Source organism: Mesorhizobium sp. M0227 (assembly GCF_040321855.1).
Lineage (GTDB): Bacteria > Pseudomonadota > Alphaproteobacteria > Rhizobiales > Rhizobiaceae > Mesorhizobium.
This window is the reverse complement of the sequence record NZ_JAMYSJ010000014.1, coordinates 106,409-126,218: the sequence shown is the minus strand read 5'-3', so window position 1 is coordinate 126,218 and position 19,810 is coordinate 106,409. Positions and strand designations below refer to the sequence as shown.

The window sequence follows — 19,810 nt, the reverse complement described above, 5'->3', positions numbered from 1 at the left end:
CGTCAGCCCTTCGGCTTCAGCCCATCGAGGAACAACTGCTCAAGAAACCTTGCGGCGTCCTCGAAGCGGCCGTCGCCGCCGCGGTTCGGCCCGAGCACGGCGCGGACCTGGACGTCGAAATCGGCATAATGCTGCGTCGTCGCCCAGATCGAGAAGATCAGGTGCCACGGATCGGTCTTGGCGATCTTGCCAGCGCGCATCCAGCCCTTGATGACGGTCGCCTTCTCGTCGACCAGCGTCTTCAACTCTCCGGCCAGCAGCGGCATGATGCGCGGCGCGCCTTGCAGGATCTCGTTGGCGAACAGCCGGCTCTCGCGCGGAAAGTCGCGCGCCATCTCCAGCTTGCGCCTGATGTAGCTGCGCAGTTCGGTAAGGGGATCCCCAATGTCGTCGAGTTCGCGCAGCGGCGCCAACCAGGTGTCGAGCAGGCGCTGCATCAGCGTTTCGTGGATGTCTTCCTTGCGGCGGAAATAATAGAGCAGGTTGGGCTTCGACATGCCTGCGGCTTCGGCGATCTGGTCGATGGTCGAGCCGCGGAAACCGTTGGCGGAGAAAACCTCGAGCGCCGCCTCCAGGATGAGTTCGCGCTTTTCCTGCTGGATGCGGGTGCGGCGAGGGGCGTCCGTGGCGATGGTCACCGTTGCAAGCCCTCGTGTTGAGGGTCATCTGGACCAATTCTCTGGACCAGTTTTTCCCTAGCCTGTGGAACGCACTTCAGGTGCCGCATTTCCGCTAGTAATCCTTGACCGCTGAGAGGGCGGTGCTAACGTTTGTCCAATCGGTCAAAAATTTGCGTAGCATGAAAACGCGGCAAAGACCAAGCGTTGGGCGCAGCGAAACAGTTTACAAGGGGAAGTCCTGGTCATGTCCAACCGGCTGAAAGTCACGCCGAACGATCTCAGCGCATTCTGGATGCCGTTCACGGCAAACCGGCAGTTCAAGCAGGCGCCGCGCATGATGGTGTCCGCCAAGGACATGCACTACACGACCAGCGACGGCCGCAAGGTGCTCGACGGCACCGCCGGCCTGTGGTGCGTCAATGCCGGCCATTGCCGGCCGAAGATCACCGAAGCGATCCAACAGCAGGCCGCCGAGCTCGACTATGCGCCCGCCTTCCAAATGGGCCATCCGATCGTGTTCGAACTGGCCAACCGCCTGGTCGACCTCGCGCCCAAGGGCATGGATCATGTCTTCTTCACCAATTCCGGTTCGGAATCGGTCGAGACGGCGCTCAAGATGGCGATCGCCTATCACCGTGTTAAAGGCGAGGGCTCGCGCACCCGGCTGATCGGCCGCGAGCGCGGCTATCACGGCGTCAATTTCGGCGGCATCTCGGTCGGCGGCATCGTCACCAACCGCAAGATGTTCGGCACGCTGCTCGGCGGCGTCGACCATATGCCGCACACGCATCTGCCGGAAAAGAACGCCTTCACCAAGGGCGTGCCGGAGTATGGCGCGGAACTCGCCAACGAGCTGGAGCGTATCGTAGCCCTGCATGACGCTTCCACCATCGCCGCCGTCATCGTGGAGCCGGTCGCCGGCTCCACCGGCGTCATCCTGCCGCCGAAGGGTTATCTTCAGAGGCTACGCGAGATCTGCACCAAGCATGGCATCCTGTTGATCTTCGATGAGGTCATCACCGGTTTCGGCCGTCTCGGCACGCCGTTCGCCGCCGACTATTTCGGTGTCACGCCCGACATCATGACCACCGCCAAGGGCGTCTCCAACGGCGTCATCCCGATGGGCGCGGTGTTCGTGAAGAAGGAGATCCACGACGCCTTCATGACCGGCCCCGAGCACATGATCGAGTTCTTCCACGGCTACACCTATTCGGGCAACCCGATCGCCTGCGCGGCCGCACTCGGCACGCTCGACACCTACAAGGAAGAGGGCCTGCTGACCCGTGGCGAGGAGCTGGCGCCGTACTGGGAAGACGCGCTGCATTCGCTGAAGGGCGAGCCGAACGTCATCGATATCAGGAACATCGGCCTGATCGGTGCGATCGAGCTGGCGCCGATCGCCGGACAGCCGACCAAGCGGGCCTTCTCGGCCTTCGTCAAGGCGTTCGAGCGCGGCGCGCTGATCCGCACCACCGGCGACATCATCGCGCTGTCGCCGCCGCTGATCATCACCAAGGGCCAGATCAACGAATTGATCGACCATGTGCGGGAAGTGCTGAGGTCCATCGATTGACGGACTGACACGATATCCCTCGCCCTGGAGGAGAGGGTCGCCGCGAAGCGGTCGGGTGGGGTCGGTGCGGCAGCGCGCCGACCTGATCTTTTGCTGCAACGAACGGTTACAGTCAGGCGGGCAACGCGCCGATCCCGGTCAGGATCACCCGCTTGATATTTTCCTTGGCTTCCCGCCATTGCCGGTCGGACAGCGGCTTGCCGCCATTGAGCGTCTCGATCTGGTGACCGAAATCGGCGTAGTGCTGGGTCGTAGCCCAAAGCATATAGAGCAGATGGCGCGGATCCACCGGGTCCATCTTGGCTTCCTCGATCCAGCGCCTGATGATCTCGACGCGGCCGTCCGTCCATTCGCGCAGCGTCGATTCCATATAGTCCTGAAGCACCGGCGCACCGTGCATCACTTCAGAGGCCCAGACCTTCGAGCCGTCAGGATGGCGGCGTGATATTTCCATCTTGGCGTCGATATAGGCACTGATGCCGTCTATGGGTCCGCGCGCCGCGTCGAAGCAATTGGCCGCCTGTAGCCAGATTTCAAAGATGTTTTGAACGACCGACCGGTAAAGCTCTTCCTTGGTGGCGAAATAGTAGTGGAGATTTGCCTTCGGCAGTCCCGCCAGATCCGCGATCAACTGCATCGTGGCGCCCCCGAACCCTGCCTCCGCAAACACCTTCTCGGCAGCGACGAGAATGGTTTTTTCATTCTCTCGTCGGATCTCCTGTCGCCGCATGGGGCGGGTGGGTTCTGCCATGTCTACCCCAAGATTCTAGTTGACCGCTTGGTCAGGTTGTGTAGTTTAAAAGCTGACCATACGGTCAAGCTGTAAATCACTCAAGGGGCGACAAGAACCCTGGTGTAGATGGGAACTCAAGATGGCCGCACCCGGCGAGAATCTGCGAATCAATTCAGACCGTTTGTGGGATTCCATCATGGAGATGGCGAAGATTGGCCCCGGCATTGCCGGCGGCAACAATCGTCAGACCGTGACCGACGAAGACGGCGAAGGGCGGCATCTGTTCAAGCGCTGGTGCGATGCGGCCGGGCTCGAAATGGGCGTCGATGAGATGGGCACGATGTTTGCCCGCCGCGAAGGCACCGATCCCAGCCTGCCGCCGGTCTATGTCGGCAGCCATCTCGATACGCAGCCGACCGGCGGCAAGTATGACGGCGTGCTCGGCGTGCTGGGTGGGCTTGAAGTGGTGCGCTCTCTCAACGACCTCGGCATCAAGACCAAACATCCGATCGTCGTCACCAACTGGACGAACGAGGAGGGCTCGCGCTTCGCGCCGGCGATGATGGCGTCCGGCGTGTTCGCCGGCGTGCTCGACCAGGCCGATGTGTACGGGCATGTCGACAAACAGGGCAAGAAATTCGGCGAGGAACTCGAGCGCATCGGCTGGAAGGGCAGCGAGAAGGTCGGCGACCGTAAGATCCACGCCTTCTTCGAACTGCATATCGAACAGGGTCCGATCCTCGAGGACGAAGGTATCGACATTGGTGTCGTCACCCATGGCCAGGGCCTTAAATGGCTGCAGGTGACGCTGACCGGCAAGGAAGCCCACACCGGCTCGACGCCGATGCCCAAGCGCCGCAATGCCGGGCTCGGCATGGCGCGGGTGATCGAACTGGTGCACGAGATCGCCATGGACTACCAGCCCGATGCCGTCGGCGCGGTCGGCCACATGGAGGTCTATCCCAATTCGCGCAACATCATCGCCGGGCGCACCGTCTTCACCGTCGATATCCGCTCGCCGGAAAAGGAAGTGCTGGACGCGATGGACGGCCGCATCCGCGAAGGCATCGACACGATCTGCGATGCACTCGACATTCGCTACGAGATCGAACAGGTCGGTGCTTTCGATCCGGTGACCTTTGATGCCGGCTGCGTCAAGGCGATCCGTGATGCCGCCGAACGCCTCGGCTATTCCCACCGCAACATCGTCTCCGGCGCCGGCCACGACGCCTGCTGGATCAACCGCGTCGCGCCCACCGCCATGGTGATGTGCCCTTGCGTCGATGGCCTCAGCCACAACGAGGCCGAGGAGATCACCAAGGAATGGGCTTCGGCGGGCGCGGACGTTTTGTTCCACGCGGTGGTGGAGACGGCGGAGATCGTCGGGTGAGAGGTCGGCGCTGTACCCCCACCCCTAACCCCTCCCCACAAGGGGGAGGGGGACTTCCGTTGGTGCTAATCTTGGCAAATTGTCTACGTTTCCACACCGAGAGGAAAGTTTGGGCTCGCGGCAGCGTTCCCTCCCCCTTGTGGGGAGGGTTAGGGTGGGGGTCCACCTTCGCAAGAATCCTTTTTATGCATTCTTTCAAAGGCTTTGAACGTCGGGCTGTGATAGCGCGACGCCAAGTCTCCCTCCCTTGCGGGGAGCGATTGAGGGTTTACACGCCAGAAAGCAGGCACCGATCGGCCCTTACGTTGCTGACTTTGTTCTGCATGAGAAGAACCTCGTTATCGAGGTGGATGGAGAGCATCACTTCACGCCGGAGCAAATGGAGAAGGATCGGACACGCGACGCATGGTTTGGCCGACAGGGCTATCGTGTATTGCGGTTTTCGACCGGAGGTCTGGCGAACTCTTTCGATGGTTGCATCGAGGAGATATTGGGAGAAGTTGGAGTCATGTAGCGCCGCCGCTTCGGTCCTGAACCGATCTGAAACACTACCGAGACGCTCGTAAGAAGCGCGGCAAGAACAAGGGAACAGCCAATGACCAAAGTCATCCGAAACGGCACCATCGTCACTGCTGACCGCACCTGGAAGGCCGATGTGCTGATGCAGCACGGCAAGATCGCGGCCATCGGTTCGGGCCTGCATGGCGACCACGAGTTCGATGCCACCGGCTGCTATATCATGCCGGGCGGCATCGACCCTCACACCCATCTCGAAATGCCGTTCATGGGCACCTATTCGGCCGATGACTTCGAATCCGGCACGCGCGCGGCGCTCTCCGGCGGCACGACGATGGTGGTCGATTTCTGCCTGCCGGCGCCGCAGCAGTCGCTGCTCGAAGCCTTGCAGATGTGGGACAACAAGACCTCGAAGGCGTCGTGCGACTACTCCTTCCACATGGCGATCACCTGGTGGGGCAAGCAGGTGTTCGACGAGATGGCCACTGTCGTCGACAAGGGCATCACCTCGTTCAAGCATTTCATGGCCTACAAGGGCGCGCTGATGGTCGACGACGACGAGATGTATGCGTCGTTCCAGCGCTGCGCCGATCTCGGCGCGCTGCCGCTGGTGCATGCCGAGAATGGCGACGTCGTTGCCGCCCTGTCGCAGAAGCTGCTGGCTGCCGGCAACAACGGCCCCGAGGGCCACGCCTATTCACGGCCACCCGAAGTGGAAGGCGAGGCGACCAACCGCGCCATCATGATCGCCGACATGGCCGGCGTGCCGCTCTATGTCGTGCATGTCTCCTGCGAGCAGAGCCATGAGGCGATCCGCCGGGCGCGGCAGAAGGGCATGCGGGTGTTCGGCGAACCGCTGATCCAGCACCTGACGCTGGACGAGAGCGAGTATTTCGACAAAGACTGGGATCATGCGGCGCGCCGCGTGATGAGCCCGCCCTTCCGCAACAAATTGCACCAGGATTCGCTGTGGGCGGGCCTGCAGGCGGGCTCGCTGCAGGTGGTGGCGACCGACCATTGCGCTTTCACCACCAAGCAGAAGCGCAACGGCGTCGGAGATTTCACCAAGATCCCGAACGGCACCGGCGGGCTCGAAGACCGCATGCCGGTGCTGTGGACGACGGGCGTCAACACCGGCCGGCTGACGATGAACGAGTTCGTCGCGGTGACCTCGACCAACATCGCCAAGATCCTCAACATGTATCCGAAAAAGGGCGCCATCGTCGAAGGCGCGGATGCCGACATCGTCGTCTGGGATCCCAAGCGAAAGAAGAAGATCACTTCTAAGCAGCAGCAGTCCGTCATCGACTACAATGTGTTCGAAGGGTTCGAGGTGACCGGTCTGCCGCGGTTCGTGTTCTCGCGTGGCGAACTGTCGATCCAGGAGGCCGAGATCAAGGCCAAGCCCGGGCATGGAGAATTCGTCGGCCGCGAGCCGAATGCGGCGGTCAACCGGGCGCTGTCGACGTGGAAGGAAATCTCCGCGCCGCGCAAGGTGGAACGCACCGGCATCCCGGCGACCGGGGTTTGAGCTTGGCGCGTTCGGCCGCGCTCATTTCGTTGGTCCTGATGGCAACTGGCTCAGGTCCGGCAGCAGCGGACGGCCTACTGGCCGGCTCCTGGGGCAATGATGTCGGCTGCGCCGGCGTCAAAGCCGGTTATCAGGAGAGCGATGCCTATATCGTGCTGACCGCCGAAGGCGTCGAGACCTATGGCAGCGGCTGCCGGTTCACACAGCAATTGACATCGGTGCTGGGCGCGCAATCGCTTGGCGCGACCTGTTCGGCGGAAGGCGAGGCGGGAACGACAATCGAAACCGTCGTGGTCACCAACAAGGGAGAGGATGGTTTCTTCGTCACCATCCCCGGCCTTGAGGAAATGGGGCCGCTGCAATTATGTTCGTGACGGTGCCGATGGCGGCCCTTCCGTCGATGCTGGCCTCACGCGACCAGCGCATCCAGTTCCGGCAGCAGGACGACGCCTTCCTGTTCGTTGGGATCGGTGCGCGCAATGACGGCCGAAGACGGGGCGCTGCTCAGATTGGCCGGCAGATGCGGCACGCCGGCGGGAATGTAGAAAAGGTCGCCGGCCTTGGTGACGATATGATGCTCGAGCCGGTCGCCGTACCAAGTGTGGACTTCGCCGGAGAGCACATAGATCGCCGTCTCGTGGCTCTCATGCATATGCGCCTTGGCGCGCGCGCCGGGCGGGATGGTGAGCATGTGCATGCAGATGCCGGAGGCGCCGACGGTTTCGGCGGTAATGCCGGCGAAATAGGTCAATCCCTGCTTGCCTTCATAAGTGCTTTCAGGGCGGATAAGATGACAAGTGGGTTTGGGCGACATCGGGGAAACTCCGGGCGTCGATCGAGTGGGACAAGACCAATGGGACAGGGCGAGTGGAAAACAACATCGCGATAAAAGCAATCGGATTCCAGCCGCCGCAGGGACGGAAACAGGCAGGCGGCAGCCGATGACGGGGACTTCGCCAGCCGTCGTCGCGGCAAGCAAACTCGGACTGACCTTCCAGACCAATGACGGGCCGGTGCAGGCGCTGTCCAATGTCGATCTCACCATCGGCAAAGGGGAGTTCGTCTCCTTCATCGGGCCTTCGGGCTGCGGCAAGACCACGCTGCTGCGCGTCATCGCCGATTTGGAGAAGCCGACCTCGGGGACGATTTCGGTCAACGGCATGACAGCAGAACAGGCGCGCGAGAAACGCGCCTATGGCTATGTTTTCCAGGCCGCCGCCCTGTTTCCGTGGCGGACGATCGAGCGCAATGTCGGGCTGCCGCTGGAGATCATGGGTCTGTCCAGGACGGAGCAAGGCGAGCGGATCAAGCGCACGCTCGACCTCGTCAACCTCTCTGGTTTCGAGAAGAAATATCCCTGGCAGCTCTCGGGCGGCATGCAGCAGCGCGCCTCGATCGCCCGTGCGCTGGCCTTCGACGCCGACCTGCTGCTGATGGACGAGCCGTTCGGCGCGCTGGACGAGATCGTGCGCGACCATCTCAACGAGCAATTGCTGGAATTGTGGGGACGCACCAACAAGACCATCTGCTTCGTCACCCACTCCATTCCGGAGGCCGTCTATCTGTCGACGCGCATCGTCGTCATGTCACCGCGGCCGGGCCGCGTCAGCGACATCATCGAATCGACGCTGCCGAGAGAGCGGCCGCTCGACATCCGCGAGACGCCGGAGTTTCTGGCGATCGCAGCGCGCGTGCGTGACGGGCTGCGGGCAGGGCACAGCTATGATGATTGAGGGAGCAAACGACGGGCTCCCTCCTCTCCCCACCACCGGGGAGAGGAGGGCCGGAGCGAAGCGGAGGTCGGGTGAGGGGGCGGCCACCCGCGCCTTCGTCATCCTAGGGCGGAGCCGATGCGAAGCGGCGAGCGCAGACCCTAGGATGCATGCCGTGACGTCTGCCGAAAGGCCAAAACGGTTGAGAGTATCGGCCAAGCAGGGCGAGGCAGAGGGGATCATGTTCGGCACCGTTGCGGAGCGGAGAGGTAACGGCATGGATCCTAGGGTCTGCGCCGCGTCGCTTCGCTCCTTGCTTCGCCCTAGGATGGCGAACGCGTGGTGGGTCGCTCGCGTTACGCAGAGCGCACGCCTGTCCGGCGAGGCCTGCTAGATGGACACCTTCCGCGACAAACTCATCCCCGTCACCTCCATCCTCGCCGGCGTGGTCGTGCTCTGGTATGTTTTCGCCGTCATCCTCAACGCGCCGTTCCAGCGTGATCTCGACCGCCGTGCCAATGAGACCTCCACGTTTAGCGAACTCATCGGCAAGACGCTGTCGCAGCCGAAGCCGACATTGCCGGCGCCGCACCAGGTGGCGGTGAATTTCTTCGAGAACACCTTCCTGCGGCCCATCACCTCGAACCGCAGCCTCGTCTACAATGCCTGGGTGACGCTGTCGTCGACGCTGCTCGGCTTTGCCTTCGGCACCGCGCTCGGCATCATCATTGCGGTCGGCATCGTGCATGTGGCGACGCTCGACCGCAGCCTGATGCCGTGGATCATCGCCTCGCAGACCATCCCCATCCTGGCGGTGGCGCCGATGATCATCGTCGTGCTGGGGGCGATCGGCATCAGCGGCCTGATCCCGAAGGCGATGATCTCCACCTATCTGTCGTTCTTCCCGGTGACTGTGGGCATGGTGAAGGGGCTGCGCTCGCCCGAGATCATGCATCTCGACCTGATGCACACCTACAATGCCAGTCGTGCGCAAACCTTCTGGAAGTTGCGCGTGCCGGCTTCGGTGCCGTTCCTGTTCACCTCGATGAAGGTGGCGGTGGCGGCAAGCCTGGTCGGCGCCATCGTCGGCGAACTGCCGACCGGCGCTGTCGCCGGCATCGGTGCCAAGCTTTTGGCTGGCGCCTATTACAGCCAGTCCATCGACATCTGGTCGGCGCTGGTCGCCGGTTCGGTGGTGGCCGCACTTCTGGTCATGGTGGTCGGCATTGCCGGGCGCCTCGTCGACCGCGCCATGGGCGGGAGGCCGGCATGAACTGGCTGAAACCCTCCTGGCAAGCGGTGCTGGCGATCGTGCTGTGCCTGATCGCTGTGGCGCTCGGCGCGATCGCCGCGCCGAAAGTGGATGCACTGGCGCAGCCCGCAGGGACGTTGATATATCCCTATGCGGCGACAAACTGGCTGATCTTTGGCGTGCTGCTTGTCGCCGCTTTGATCTCGATGGCCAGAATACCGTCCATCGTCGAAGCCGTTGTGCTTTTCATCGGCGCGCATCTGGTCGCCTGGCTGCTGATTGGCGGCATCGCCGGCTTCGAAGGTCTGGCGCGGGCGCCGTATTTCCTGCTGCTCGCGGCCGCATGGCTGCTTGGCTGGCGCTGCGTGGCGGTGCTGTCGTCGTTGCGTCCTTTCGCCAAATGGGCGCGGACCGCGTTGCGCCTGATCATCCCGGCCATCTTCGGCGCCTGGATACTGATCATCTGGGAAGCGGTGACGCGCGGGGCCGGCATACCCTTCATCCTGCTGCCGCCGCCAAGCGCGATCGGCGCACGCATTGCCGGTTCGCTGCCGGTGCTCGGCGCCGATATCAGGCAGACCATCTTCAAGGCAGTGATCTTCGGCTATGTGGTGGGCAGCGGCGCCGGCTTCATCACCGCGGTCCTCGCCGATCGCGTGCCGTTCCTGCGGCGCGGCCTCTTGCCGATCGGCAACATGGTCTCGGCACTGCCGATCATCGGCGTCGCCCCGATCATGGTGATGTGGTTCGGCTTCGACTGGCAGTCCAAGGCGGCGGTGGTCATCATCATGACCTTCTTCCCGATGCTGGTGAATACGGTCGCCGGCCTTGCCGCCTCCGGCCACATGGAGCGCGACCTGATGCGCACCTATGCGTCGGGCTACTGGCAAACCCTGCTGAAGCTCAGGCTGCCGGCAGCAGCTCCCTTCATCTTCAACGCGCTGAAGATCAACTCGACGCTGGCGCTGATCGGCGCCATCGTCGCCGAGTTCTTCGGCACGCCTGTCGTCGGCATGGGCTTCCGCATCTCGACCGAGGTCGGGCGGATGAACATCGACATGGTCTGGGCCGAAATCGCAGTTGCAGCACTTGCGGGTTCGGTCTTTTATGGCGTGGTCGCTCTTGTCGAAAGAGCCGTCACGTTTTGGCATCCCTCTGTCCGTGGTGGATAGGGGCGGTGGGTTTAGGGCACTAACTTCAGAGGGTAAAAAAATGAAAAGACTGATTATTCCCGTTCTGGCCGGCGCGATGTCGCTCGCCGCGTTCCAGGCAATGGCCGCCGACAAGGTGACGTTGCAACTGAAATGGGTCACGCAGGCCCAGTTTGCCGGCTACTATGTCGCCAAGGCCAAGGGTTTCTATGAGGCCGAAGGTCTCGACGTCGACATCAAGCCGGGCGGTCCCGATATCGCGCCCGAGCAGGTGATCGCCGGCGGCGGCGCCGATGTCATCGTCGACTGGATGGGCGGTGCGCTGGCTGCCCGCGAAAAGGGTGTGCCGCTGGTCAACATCGCCCAGCCGTTCAAGAAGGCCGGCATGGAACTGGTCTGCCCGAAGGACGGCCCGATCAAGACCGAAGCCGACTTCAAGGGTCACACGCTCGGCGTCTGGTTCTTCGGCAACGAGTATCCGTTCTATGCCTGGATGAACAAGCTCGGCCTCAAGACCGAGGGCGGCCCGGACGGCGTCACCGTCTTGAAGCAGAGCTTCGACGTGCAGCCGCTGATCCAGAAGCAGGCGGATTGTATCTCGGTCATGACCTACAACGAGTACTGGCAGTTGATCGACGCCGGCTACAAGCCCGAACAGCTGACCGTGTTCAACTACTCGACCATGGGCAACGACCTGCTCGAGGACGGGCTCTATGCGTCCGAAGACAAGCTCAAGGACCCGGCCTTCGAAGACAAGATGGTGCGTTTCGTGCGCGCCTCGATGAAGGGCTGGAAATACGCCATCGACAACAATGACGAGGCCGCGGGCATCGTCATGGACGGCGGCGGCCAGGACGAGAACCACCAGAAGCGCATGATGAGCGAAGTCGCCAAGCTGATCGACAATGCCGACGGCAAGCTCGACCCGGCGACCTACGAACGCACCGCCAAGGCGCTGCTCGACCAGAAGATCATCACCAAGGAGCCGACCGGCGCCTACACCACCGCCATCACCGACAAGGCAGTCAAGTAAGCCTAGTCGGCAACACATTTATCCAGAAAGCGGCGCCTCCGGCAGAAATGTCAGAGGCGCCGTTCCTTTATGGTGTTCATGACGAAACTGATTTCGATCGAGGCGACGCATTTCAGCCGCGCGATCTTTTCCTTGATGAAGCGCTCGTACTGTTCGAGGCTTCCCGTCACCACCTTCAGCACATAGTCGCGCGAGCCGGTGACGAGGTGGCATTCCAGCACCTCTTCCCAGCCGCGGATCGCGTCCTCGAACATCACGATCTCGTCTTCGTTCTGGCGGCTGAGCCGGATGGTGGCGATGGCGACCATGCTCCAGCCAAAGGCTGAGGGATCGACCAGCGTGGTGTAGCCCCTGATAATTCCGGTCTCCTCCAACCGCCGCACCCGCCTCAGGCAGGGCGATGGCGACAGACCGATCCGCTCGGCAAGCTCGTGGTTGGTGATGCGGGCGTCGGCTTGCAGCTCACGCAGGATCTTGCGGTCGAAATCGTCGGCTATCTTCTGCTGCACGTTCGGTCTCTCCGGGCAATTTGTTGCGGGAATGCAGCCATGAGAGCCCCAAAATAGCAAGAACTGGTGGAACAGGATCGCATAAATTGCCGTTCAATATTTCACTCGAACAGGCAGGAAAGATCATGACCGCGCCACGCCCGTCGAAAACCCATATCGGCAACCACAAGCTCCACCCGCAGACGCTGATGCTGAGCTATGGCTTCGATCCGCAGCTTTCGGAAGGCGCGGTCAAGCCGCCGGTGTTCCTGACCTCGACCTTCGTGTTCAAGTCGGCGGAAGAAGGACGCGACTTCTTCGATTACACCTCCGGCCGCAAGGAGCCGCCGAGCGGCACGGCGTCCGGCCTGGTCTATTCGCGCTTTAACCATCCCAACAGCGAGATCGTCGAGGACCGTCTGGCGATCTATGAAGGGACGGATGCCTGCATCCTGTTTTCATCAGGCATGTCGGCGATCGCCACGACACTGCTCGCCTATATCAGGCCGGGCGACGTCATCCTTCATTCGCAGCCGCTTTACGGCGGCACCGAGACGCTTTTGACGCGCACGCTCTCCGGTTTCGGCATCGGTGCTGTCGGTTTCGCGGACGGCGTCGACGAGACGGCGGTGCGCACGGCCTCCGACGCCGCCGTCGCGAAGGGCCGCGTGTCGGTCATCCTGATCGAGACGCCGTCAAATCCGACCAACAGCCTGGTCGATATCGCGCTGATGCGCAAGATCGCCGACGAGATCGGCGCGAGCCAGGGGTCGACGCCGATCGTCGTCTGCGACAACACGCTGCTCGGCCCGGTGTTCCAGCGGCCGATCGAACATGGCGCCGACGTGTCCGTCTATTCGCTGACCAAATATGTCGGCGGCCATTCCGACCTGATCGCGGGGGCCGCCATGGGCGGCAAGGCGGTCACCAAGCCGATCAAGGCGCTGCGCGGCGCGATCGGCACGCAGCTCGACCCGCATTCCTGCTGGATGCTCGGCCGCTCGCTGGAGACGCTGTCGATCCGCATGGAGCGGGCCAACGACAATGCGCGGCTGGTCGCCGAATTCCTGCGCGACCATGCCAAGGTCGAGAAGGTGCATTACCTGCCGTTCCTGGGCGAGGACACGCCGGCTGGTCGCACCTACAGGGCGCAATGCACTGGTGCCGGCTCGACCTTCTCCTTCGATATCAAGGGCAGAGAGAAGGCGGCTTTCGCCTTTCTCAACAACCTGCAGATCTTCAAGCTGGCGGTGAGCCTGGGCGGAACGGAATCCTTGGCCAGCCACCCCGCGGCCATGACGCATTCGGGCATACCCTTCGAGGTGCGCGAGCGCATCGGCGTGCTGGAGACCACGGTCAGGCTGTCGATCGGCGTGGAGCACCCGGACGATCTGATCGCCGACCTGACGCAGGCGCTGGCGGCGGTCTGACGCTCCCCGTATCCGGGGTATCGCGCGGTCCATTAGTTTGCACGTAAGTGTTACTCGCGCGCAGCCATTCGCTCTTATAAGCGTTGTGCCGATACATCCGCGCGCCGGGGAGCCGTGGCTGGATGTCATCAGCAAACGGAGATCCTCATGCGTATCCAATCCTTGGCGCCGATGCTTTCGGCACTGGCCATCTCGGCGTCCTTCCTTACGGCAGCGCCGGCCCTGGCCGAGACGGTGAAGCTGAAAGCGACGCTCGACGGCGCCCAGCAGAACCCGCCGGTGACCACAAAAGGCAAGGGCACCGCAGCTCTTACCTTCGACACGGCCACGAAGAAACTCAGCTGGAACGTCAAATATTCCGGCCTCAGCGGGTCGGCGACCGCCGGGCATATTCACGGCCCAGCCGCGATGGGTGAAAACGCCGGGGTGGCGATCCCGTTCAAGGGCAAGCTCAAGAGCCCGATCAAAGGGTCGGCCGTGCTGACCGACGCGCAGGCCGCCGACCTGATGGGCGGCAAGGATTATGTCAATTTGCACACGGCAGCCAACAAGGACGGCGAAATCCGCGGACAGATCGAGGCCGCGAAATAGCGCAAGCCGCATGACGAAAAGGGGCGGGCGACCGCCTCTTTTTTTGTTTGGACTACGCCTTGTCGCGTATCTGCGTCATCGTCTTGGTCGGCGTGATCGCTTCGGGGTCGAGGCGGATTTCCACGATCGCCGGCTTGCCGCTGGCGCGGGCACGTTCGAAGGCGGGAGCGAAATCGGCGGTCTTGTCGACCGTTTCGCCATGGCCGCCATAGGCGCGGGCGAGAGCCGCGAAGTCGGGGTTCTTAAGATCGGTGGCGACGACGCGGCCGGGATATTCGCGCTCCTGATGCATGCGGATGGTGCCATAGATGCCGTTGTTGACGACGACCACAATGATAGGCAGGTCATACTGCACGGCGGTGGCGAATTCCTGCCCGTTCATCAGGAAGCAGCCGTCGCCGGCGAAGGCGACCACGGTGCGCTCCGGAAACAGCTCTTTGGCAGCGACGGCCGCAGGCGTGCCATAGCCCATCGAGCCCGATGTCGGCGCACCTTGAGTGGCGAAGCGGCGGAAGCGGTGGAAGCGATGCACCCAGGTCGCGTAATTGCCGGCGCCGTTGGTGAGAATGGCGTCGTCGGGCAGCATCTTTTCGAGGTAGTTCATGATCGGGCCCATCTGGACCGAGCCGGGGCCGCCTTCCGGTGGCGTCGACCAGTCGAGATAGGAGGCATGCAGCTTTGGTGTCTCGGCTGCCCAAGTCGGCTCAGAGGCCGGCTTGCGCTTGGCGAAAGCGTCGATGAAGGCAGAAGGCGAGGCGTTGATCGCCAGTGTCGGCCTGTAGACGCGGCCGAGCTCGCCAGCGTCGGCATGGACATGGACCAGTGTCTGGTCGGGGTAGGGGCTTTTCAGCAGCGTGTAGTCCGAGGACGGCATTTCGCCCATGCGGCCGCCGATCAGGAGCACGAGATCGGCCTGCTTGATCGCTGTGGCCAGCTTGGGGTTGATGCCGATGCCGACATCGCCGGCATAGTTCGGATGTAGATGATCGAACAGCATCTGCCGGCGGAAGGAACAACCGACCGGCAGCGACCACGCCTCGGCGACCGTGCGCATTTGCGCCACCGCCTCGGCGTCCCAGCGCGTGCCGCCGAGGATGACGAACGGCCGCTTGGCCTTAGCCAGCAGCTTTTCCAGCGCATCGAGCTCCGCTTCGCCCGGCCGTGTCTCAACCGGCGTGTGCGGCAAGGCGATAGGTGCTTCGACGATGCTGGTCAGCATGTCTTCGGGCAGCGAGATCACCACCGGGCCGGGCCGGCCCGATGTCGCCACCGCGAAGGCGCGGGTGACGAATTCGGGGATGCGCGAGGCGTCGTCGATCTCGACCACCCATTTGGCGATATCGCCGAAGAACCTCTTATAATCGACCTCTTGGAACGCTTCACGCTCCTTGGCGTGGCTGGCGACCTGGCCGATGAACAGGATGACGGGTATAGAATCCTGCATGGCGATGTGGATGCCGGCCGAGGCGTTGGTGGCGCCGGGGCCGCGGGTGACGAAGCAGATGCCGGGCTTCCCGGTCAGGCGGCCGTGGCAATCGGCCATCATCGCGGCACCGCCTTCCTGGCGGCAGACGATGGTGCGGATCGCAGAATCGTGCAGCGCGTCGAGCACCGCCAGATAGGATTCACCCGGCACACAATAGATGCGGTCGGTGCCGTTGGCTTCGAGCGCGTCGACGATGAGTTGTCCGCCGGTCTTCATTGTCCAGACTTCTCCAGTTCGGCAAGGATTTCTTGCGTGTGCTCGCCCAGGCGCGGCGAGGGGCGCTCATAGACCAGCGGCGTGCCCGACATCACCATCGGCGCACGCACCGAAGGCAGAAGATTGCCATGGCCGTCGTCGAGATCAAGCCGCATGCCGCGCGCGATCGTCTGCGGATCGGCAAACATCTGGCCGATCGTGTTGATCGGGCTCGCCGGCACGCTGGCCGCTTCCAGCTTGGCCAGCAGCGGATCGCGGTCAAAAACCTTCAGCGCCTCGATCATGCGCTCATGCAATTTCACCCGGTTGGCGACCCGGGCGGGGTTGGTGGCGAAGTCGGGATTGGCAGGCAGGTCGCCCAGTCCGACAGCGGCGCAGAATTTGGCGAACTGGCCGTCATTGCCGACCGCCAGGATGATGTGCCCATCCCGGACCGGCACCACCTCGTAGGGGGCGATGTTCATATGCGCATTGCCCATCTGCACCGGCGATTTGCCGGAGACGAGATAGTTCAAATTCTGGTTGCCGAGCGCCGAGATCTGGGTGTCGAAGAGCGCCATGTCGACGTGCTGGCCTTCGCCGGTTTGTTCGGCATGGCGCAATGCTGCCTGGATGGCGATGACCGAATAGAGGCCGGTGAAGATGTCGGAGATGGCGACGCCCGCTTTTTGCGGCTCGCGGCCGACCTCGCCGGTGATCGACATCATGCCGGCCATGGCCTGGATGATGAAGTCGTAGCCGGCGCGCGGCGCATAGGGTCCGTCCTGGCCGAAGCCGGTGATCGAGCAATAGACGAGGCGCGGGTTGATCTTGCGCAGGCTGTCATAGTCGAGGCCGTATTTCTTCAGACCGCCGAGCTTGAAGTTCTCGATCAGCACGTCCGAGGTGGCGACCAGCCGGCGCACGGTCTCGGCCCCTTCCGGTGTCGAGAAATCGATGGCGATGGAGCGCTTGCCGCGATTGCAGGAATGGTAATAGGCGGCCGACAGGTTCTCGCCGTCCTTGCCCATGACGAAGGGTGGCCCCCATTTGCGGGTGTCGTCGCCGCCATCGGGGCTTTCGACCTTGATGACATCGGCGCCGAGATCGGCAAGCAACTGCCCGGCCCATGGCCCGGCAAGGATGCGGGCGAGTTCGACGACGCGGACGCCTTTCAGCGGGGGCTCAGCCATGGATCACCGTGGTTGCCGCAATCACCGTGACTGCTGCGAAAGCAGAGCCTCTATCAAGCCCTGCAACGGCTGTCACGGCTCTTGCAATGGGCCAATCCGTCACGCTTTGAGGACTTTGTCGGCCCAGGCGGCGAAATCATCCATGATGATGTCGCGATTCACCTCGTTCAGGCTTTCGTGGCGGGTGTCGGCGTAAACCTTTGAAACCAGATTCGAAAAGCCCATCGCGCGCATGCGGCTGGCAAGATGCGTGATCCCTTTGCCATAATCCGAGGCGGGATCTCTTTCGCCGCCGACGATGCTGATGGGCAGGTCGCGCCGGATGCCGGCAAAGCCGGCATCCTTGCCGCCGTTCAGCGCCATCGAGACCACATCGCGCCACATCGACACCGAGGCATCCCAGCCGCAGAGCGGATCGGCGATGTATTTCGCCACTTCCGCCTCGTCGCGCGACAGCCAGTCGAACAATGTGCGGTGATTGGGCACCGCCTTGCCCCAGGCCTGGAAGGTGAGCTTCGGCAGCAGACGCGATGGCACGTCGGAGCCGAGCCGCATCCGTTCCCAGGCAAGGATGCCCAGCGCCACCTGTCCGAGCAGGCCTTCGGAGAAATTGCCGTTCCAGATCGCGGCGGCATGAATGCGCGGCGAATGGCGCAACAGGTAGTTCAGCGCGACCGACGCACCCATCGAATGGCCAAACAGGATGACCGGTCTGTTTGGCTGTTCGCTGGCGATGAGATCATGGATGGCGCCGACGTCGGCTATCACCTTGGCCGGGCCGTCGCTGGCGGCGAACCTGCCGAGCGGCGCGTCGGGCGCCTTGGTCGCGCCATGGCCGCGATGATCGTGGACATAGACATCGAAGCCGCGGGAGCCAAGAAAATCGGCAAAGCGGGCATAGCGCGCTGCGTGCTCGGCCAGGCCATGATTGATCTGGACGACGGCGCGTGCCCGGCCATCGGCCTGCCTGACGAAAAGATTGAGCTCGGCACCGGTTGGGGAGCGAACCACGCGCTGCTGGCTGAATGACATGCCGCTCGGTCCCGCCCTTGCATTATCGTCGTTGGCTTTGTTTGCGCCGGCCCACATTATGCGTCAATCCAGCAAACCCGCTTTTCGCGACGATGTTTCTTGCGTTTGGCCAGCAAAATATCGCAATTCTGACATGGAGACAGCTTCAGTCTGTCGCCCACTTGTCCAGCCGAGGATTTTCCATGCGCATTGGTGTCGTTTTCGGATTGGCCATGCTGGCCGCGTCGCTGGCCGGTGCCGCGCGTGCCGACGTCAAGATGAGCGGCTCCTTTGTGGCCGACGCTGCCTGTCCGGCAACGCAAGCCATCAAGAACGGCAAGAACCCCGGCAATGTCTCGACCGATGCCGGGCAGAGCTATCAGCTGCTTGCCGGCAACAAGGATACGCCGACGCATTATCTCATCCTGGTGCCGGGCGCCGATCCGGAGCGCCGCTGGGTGAAGGTCAGCTGCGGCCACGTTTCCGGCAGCAGCGCGGCGACCGTGCCGGCCGCACCTGACGGGCACGGCAAGCCGGCGGCATCGGGGAAACCCGAATACGTCTTCGCGCTGAGCTGGCAGCCGGCGTTTTGCGAGACAAAGTCGAACAAGACCGAATGCAGGGCGCAGAGTGCTGGTGATTTCGACGCCACGCATTTCACCTTGCACGGTCTCTGGCCGCAGCCGAACGGCAATTTCTATTGCCAGGCGACGGCGAGCGACAAGGCCAACGACAATCCGGCCCACTGGAAAGACCTGCCGCCGGTCAATCTGGACGCCAACACCCGCACGGAGCTCGATCAGGTGATGCCTGGAACAGCTTCGCAGCTCGAACGGCATGAATGGATCAAGCACGGCACCTGCTACGGCAAGAGCCAGCAGGACTATTTCTCGGATGCGCTCAATTTGATGCGCGCGGTGAACAGCTCGCCGGTGCGCGATCTCTTCGTCAAGAACATTGGCGGCAAGCTGACGGCGGACCAGATCCGCGGCGCTTTCGACACTGCCTTCGGGGCAGGGGCAGGGGATCGCGTGCGCGTTTCCTGCGTCATCGATCCGTCGAGCGGCAGGCGGCTGATCGGCGAACTGACGCTCGGCCTCGCGGGTCCGATCGGGCCCAACAGCTCGCTTAAGGATCTGCTGCTGGCTTCGGTGCCGACCAACAAGGCCGGCTGCCCGACAGGCAATGTCGACGCGATCGGCTTCCAGTAACTCTCAACAGAGATACCGGACTGTCGCGCTGCCGCGCCCTGGTGCTATGCTGCGAGCGCATCATTCTGGCGGGGGCGGCAATGGATGGCATGACGAGCAGCGCGCTGGCGCGGCTGGCTTTCTGGGCCAAGGGCATGGTCTCGATAAACGATGCCCGCATGGAATGGCCGGGCTTTTCGTATACCGACGCCGAGTGGGCACGCATGCGGACGCTCTCCGAACCGATCGGCGTCGGCACCTACCAGCTGTTCACGATCGTCAATGCGGCGACCTTCATCACGATCGCGGCGATCGGCATTTTCGGTGTCTTCCTGCCGCTGGCGACGCTGCTGTTTCCCATACCGGCGGAAACCAGCGCGCTGAAATTCTCGCTATTGCTGGTGGCTTGCGCTTTCCTGATAATCGGGCTCGGCCTGCCGGCCTCGATGCGCCTCTCGGCCATATTGGTGGGTGGCAAGGCAGTGCGGGCAGCACTTGTTCCCGCGTCCGGCGACGAGGCGTTGGCCTCAAAAGTGTCCTGGCAGATCAACCGCATCATGCTGGTCATGTGCGGCTTGCTGGTGCCGGGCATCCTGCTGTTCATTGCCTACGATATCCAGGCCGGGCCGATCATCACGGTGCTGAAATGGCTGGCGATCGCGCTGATGGCGGTTTCGACCGTGACGGGCTTTCGACGGCAGAGGAATTCGTAACG

The 19,810-nt window shown here is 62.8% G+C and carries 20 protein-coding genes; 13 read left to right on the top strand and 7 right to left on the bottom strand.

All coding sequences use genetic code 11. The features are described from left to right. Nucleotides 1–2: 2 nt before the first annotated feature. Nucleotides 3–632 (bottom strand): TetR family transcriptional regulator C-terminal domain-containing protein, encoded by a 630-nt coding sequence (locus NKJ00_RS20185; RefSeq protein WP_502895888.1) that lies wholly within the window; start codon nt 630–632, stop codon nt 3–5. Nucleotides 633–864: 232 nt separating this feature from the next. On the opposite strand from NKJ00_RS20185, the gene aptA reads away from it, so the two are divergent. Continuing rightward, a complete protein-coding gene (gene aptA / locus NKJ00_RS20180; RefSeq protein ID WP_023813191.1) occupies nt 865–2,193 on the top strand; it encodes an omega-aminotransferase AptA in 1,329 nt (442 codons plus the stop codon). A gap of 112 nt (nt 2,194–2,305) precedes the next feature. Here aptA and NKJ00_RS20175 read toward each other — a convergent pair whose 3' ends face one another. Next, nucleotides 2,306–2,944 (bottom strand): TetR/AcrR family transcriptional regulator, encoded by a 639-nt coding sequence (locus tag NKJ00_RS20175; protein WP_013530908.1) that lies wholly within the window; start codon nt 2,942–2,944, stop codon nt 2,306–2,308. Between the two features lie 121 nt (nt 2,945–3,065). Between NKJ00_RS20175 and NKJ00_RS20170 the strand changes: the two genes are divergently transcribed. From NKJ00_RS20170 to NKJ00_RS20155, 4 genes are all read left to right on the top strand, one after another. Then, nucleotides 3,066–4,316, top strand: coding sequence for a Zn-dependent hydrolase (locus tag NKJ00_RS20170; RefSeq protein ID WP_352611311.1), 1,251 nt, complete (start codon nt 3,066–3,068; stop codon nt 4,314–4,316). Between the two features lie 247 nt (nt 4,317–4,563). Continuing rightward, entirely contained in the window at nt 4,564–4,830 is a 267-nt protein-coding gene (locus NKJ00_RS20165) for an endonuclease domain-containing protein (protein WP_352611310.1), read from the top strand. Between the two features lie 81 nt (nt 4,831–4,911). Further along, on the top strand, nt 4,912–6,363 hold the full coding sequence (gene hydA, locus NKJ00_RS20160; protein ID WP_352611309.1) for a dihydropyrimidinase: 1,452 nt from the start codon (nt 4,912–4,914) through the stop codon (nt 6,361–6,363). A gap of 2 nt (nt 6,364–6,365) precedes the next feature. After that, nucleotides 6,366–6,737, top strand: coding sequence for a hypothetical protein (locus tag NKJ00_RS20155; protein ID WP_352630893.1), 372 nt, complete (start codon nt 6,366–6,368; stop codon nt 6,735–6,737). Nucleotides 6,738–6,772: 35 nt separating this feature from the next. Here NKJ00_RS20155 and NKJ00_RS20150 read toward each other — a convergent pair whose 3' ends face one another. Then, entirely contained in the window at nt 6,773–7,177 is a 405-nt protein-coding gene (locus NKJ00_RS20150) for a cupin domain-containing protein (protein ID WP_352611307.1), read from the bottom strand. Between the two features lie 127 nt (nt 7,178–7,304). On the opposite strand from NKJ00_RS20150, the gene NKJ00_RS20145 reads away from it, so the two are divergent. The 4 genes from NKJ00_RS20145 (at nt 7,305) to NKJ00_RS20130 (ending at nt 11,511) form a co-directional block, all read left to right on the top strand. Then, entirely contained in the window at nt 7,305–8,096 is a 792-nt protein-coding gene (locus NKJ00_RS20145; RefSeq protein WP_352611306.1) for an ABC transporter ATP-binding protein, read from the top strand. Between the two features lie 373 nt (nt 8,097–8,469). Beyond that, nucleotides 8,470–9,348, top strand: coding sequence for an ABC transporter permease (locus NKJ00_RS20140; RefSeq protein ID WP_352443081.1), 879 nt, complete (start codon nt 8,470–8,472; stop codon nt 9,346–9,348). Next, nucleotides 9,345–10,499 carry an ABC transporter permease gene (locus tag NKJ00_RS20135; protein WP_352611304.1) on the top strand — a complete coding sequence of 385 codons (1,155 nt, stop codon included), beginning with the start codon at nt 9,345–9,347 and terminating at the stop codon, nt 10,497–10,499. Before NKJ00_RS20140 ends, NKJ00_RS20135 begins: the two co-directional genes overlap by 4 nt. 40 nt (nt 10,500–10,539) lie before the next feature. After that, nucleotides 10,540–11,511 (top strand): ABC transporter substrate-binding protein, encoded by a 972-nt coding sequence (locus NKJ00_RS20130; RefSeq protein ID WP_352443079.1) that lies wholly within the window; start codon nt 10,540–10,542, stop codon nt 11,509–11,511. 50 nt (nt 11,512–11,561) lie between these two features. On the opposite strand, the gene NKJ00_RS20125 is transcribed toward NKJ00_RS20130, so the two are convergent. Further along, entirely contained in the window at nt 11,562–12,020 is a 459-nt protein-coding gene (locus NKJ00_RS20125) for an Lrp/AsnC family transcriptional regulator (RefSeq protein ID WP_352611302.1), read from the bottom strand. Between the two features lie 125 nt (nt 12,021–12,145). On the opposite strand from NKJ00_RS20125, the gene NKJ00_RS20120 reads away from it, so the two are divergent. Together NKJ00_RS20120 and NKJ00_RS20115 are read left to right on the top strand one after the other, a co-directional pair. Next, nucleotides 12,146–13,429 (top strand): cystathionine gamma-synthase family protein, encoded by a 1,284-nt coding sequence (locus NKJ00_RS20120; protein WP_023813181.1) that lies wholly within the window; start codon nt 12,146–12,148, stop codon nt 13,427–13,429. A gap of 147 nt (nt 13,430–13,576) precedes the next feature. Next, nucleotides 13,577–14,020 (top strand): CHRD domain-containing protein, encoded by a 444-nt coding sequence (locus NKJ00_RS20115; protein ID WP_023813180.1) that lies wholly within the window; start codon nt 13,577–13,579, stop codon nt 14,018–14,020. A 52-nt stretch (nt 14,021–14,072) separates the two neighbouring features. On the opposite strand, the gene NKJ00_RS20110 is transcribed toward NKJ00_RS20115, so the two are convergent. The 3 genes from NKJ00_RS20110 to NKJ00_RS20100 all read right to left on the bottom strand — a co-directional run bounded on the left by NKJ00_RS20110 (nt 14,073) and on the right by NKJ00_RS20100 (nt 17,926). Continuing rightward, the gene (locus NKJ00_RS20110; protein ID WP_023813179.1) at nt 14,073–15,722 is read right to left on the bottom strand and encodes a thiamine pyrophosphate-binding protein; all 1,650 of its coding nucleotides are present in this window, start codon (nt 15,720–15,722) and stop codon (nt 14,073–14,075) included. Beyond that, on the bottom strand, nt 15,719–16,894 hold the full coding sequence (locus NKJ00_RS20105; RefSeq protein WP_128303462.1) for a CaiB/BaiF CoA transferase family protein: 1,176 nt from the start codon (nt 16,892–16,894) through the stop codon (nt 15,719–15,721). The genes NKJ00_RS20110 and NKJ00_RS20105 overlap by 4 nt, the downstream gene beginning before the upstream one ends. 99 nt (nt 16,895–16,993) lie before the next feature. Then, the gene (locus NKJ00_RS20100) at nt 16,994–17,926 is read right to left on the bottom strand and encodes an alpha/beta fold hydrolase (protein WP_352611300.1); all 933 of its coding nucleotides are present in this window, start codon (nt 17,924–17,926) and stop codon (nt 16,994–16,996) included. A gap of 182 nt (nt 17,927–18,108) precedes the next feature. Between NKJ00_RS20100 and NKJ00_RS20095 the strand changes: the two genes are divergently transcribed. Next, complete coding sequence (locus NKJ00_RS20095; protein WP_352611298.1) at nt 18,109–19,116, top strand: ribonuclease T2 family protein; 1,008 nt, start codon at nt 18,109–18,111, stop codon at nt 19,114–19,116. Nucleotides 19,117–19,196: 80 nt separating this feature from the next. Then, nucleotides 19,197–19,808 carry a hypothetical protein gene (locus NKJ00_RS20090; RefSeq protein WP_352630892.1) on the top strand — a complete coding sequence of 204 codons (612 nt, stop codon included), beginning with the start codon at nt 19,197–19,199 and terminating at the stop codon, nt 19,806–19,808. The last annotated feature ends 2 nt before the right edge of the window (nt 19,809–19,810 follow it).

What these genes read in the sequence shown, in the direction of transcription:
- NKJ00_RS20145 (WP_352611306.1), top strand. Translation starts at nt 7,305, where the DNA reads ATGACGGGGACTTCGCCAGCCGTCGTCGCGGCAAGCAAACTCGGACTG.
- NKJ00_RS20130 (WP_352443079.1), top strand. Translation starts at nt 10,540, where the DNA reads ATGAAAAGACTGATTATTCCCGTTCTGGCCGGCGCGATGTCGCTCGCC.
- NKJ00_RS20105 (WP_128303462.1), bottom strand. Translation starts at nt 16,894, where the DNA reads ATGGCTGAGCCCCCGCTGAAAGGCGTCCGCGTCGTCGAACTCGCCCGC.
- NKJ00_RS20115 (WP_023813180.1), top strand. Translation starts at nt 13,577, where the DNA reads ATGCGTATCCAATCCTTGGCGCCGATGCTTTCGGCACTGGCCATCTCG.
- NKJ00_RS20140 (WP_352443081.1), top strand. Translation starts at nt 8,470, where the DNA reads ATGGACACCTTCCGCGACAAACTCATCCCCGTCACCTCCATCCTCGCC.
- NKJ00_RS20150 (WP_352611307.1), bottom strand. Translation starts at nt 7,177, where the DNA reads ATGTCGCCCAAACCCACTTGTCATCTTATCCGCCCTGAAAGCACTTAT.
- aptA (WP_023813191.1), top strand. Translation starts at nt 865, where the DNA reads ATGTCCAACCGGCTGAAAGTCACGCCGAACGATCTCAGCGCATTCTGG.
- NKJ00_RS20100 (WP_352611300.1), bottom strand. Translation starts at nt 17,926, where the DNA reads ATGTCATTCAGCCAGCAGCGCGTGGTTCGCTCCCCAACCGGTGCCGAG.
- NKJ00_RS20175 (WP_013530908.1), bottom strand. Translation starts at nt 2,944, where the DNA reads ATGGCAGAACCCACCCGCCCCATGCGGCGACAGGAGATCCGACGAGAG.
- NKJ00_RS20170 (WP_352611311.1), top strand. Translation starts at nt 3,066, where the DNA reads ATGGCCGCACCCGGCGAGAATCTGCGAATCAATTCAGACCGTTTGTGG.
- NKJ00_RS20090 (WP_352630892.1), top strand. Translation starts at nt 19,197, where the DNA reads ATGGATGGCATGACGAGCAGCGCGCTGGCGCGGCTGGCTTTCTGGGCC.
- NKJ00_RS20135 (WP_352611304.1), top strand. Translation starts at nt 9,345, where the DNA reads ATGAACTGGCTGAAACCCTCCTGGCAAGCGGTGCTGGCGATCGTGCTG.
- hydA (WP_352611309.1), top strand. Translation starts at nt 4,912, where the DNA reads ATGACCAAAGTCATCCGAAACGGCACCATCGTCACTGCTGACCGCACC.
- NKJ00_RS20110 (WP_023813179.1), bottom strand. Translation starts at nt 15,722, where the DNA reads ATGAAGACCGGCGGACAACTCATCGTCGACGCGCTCGAAGCCAACGGC.
- NKJ00_RS20095 (WP_352611298.1), top strand. Translation starts at nt 18,109, where the DNA reads ATGCGCATTGGTGTCGTTTTCGGATTGGCCATGCTGGCCGCGTCGCTG.
- NKJ00_RS20120 (WP_023813181.1), top strand. Translation starts at nt 12,146, where the DNA reads ATGACCGCGCCACGCCCGTCGAAAACCCATATCGGCAACCACAAGCTC.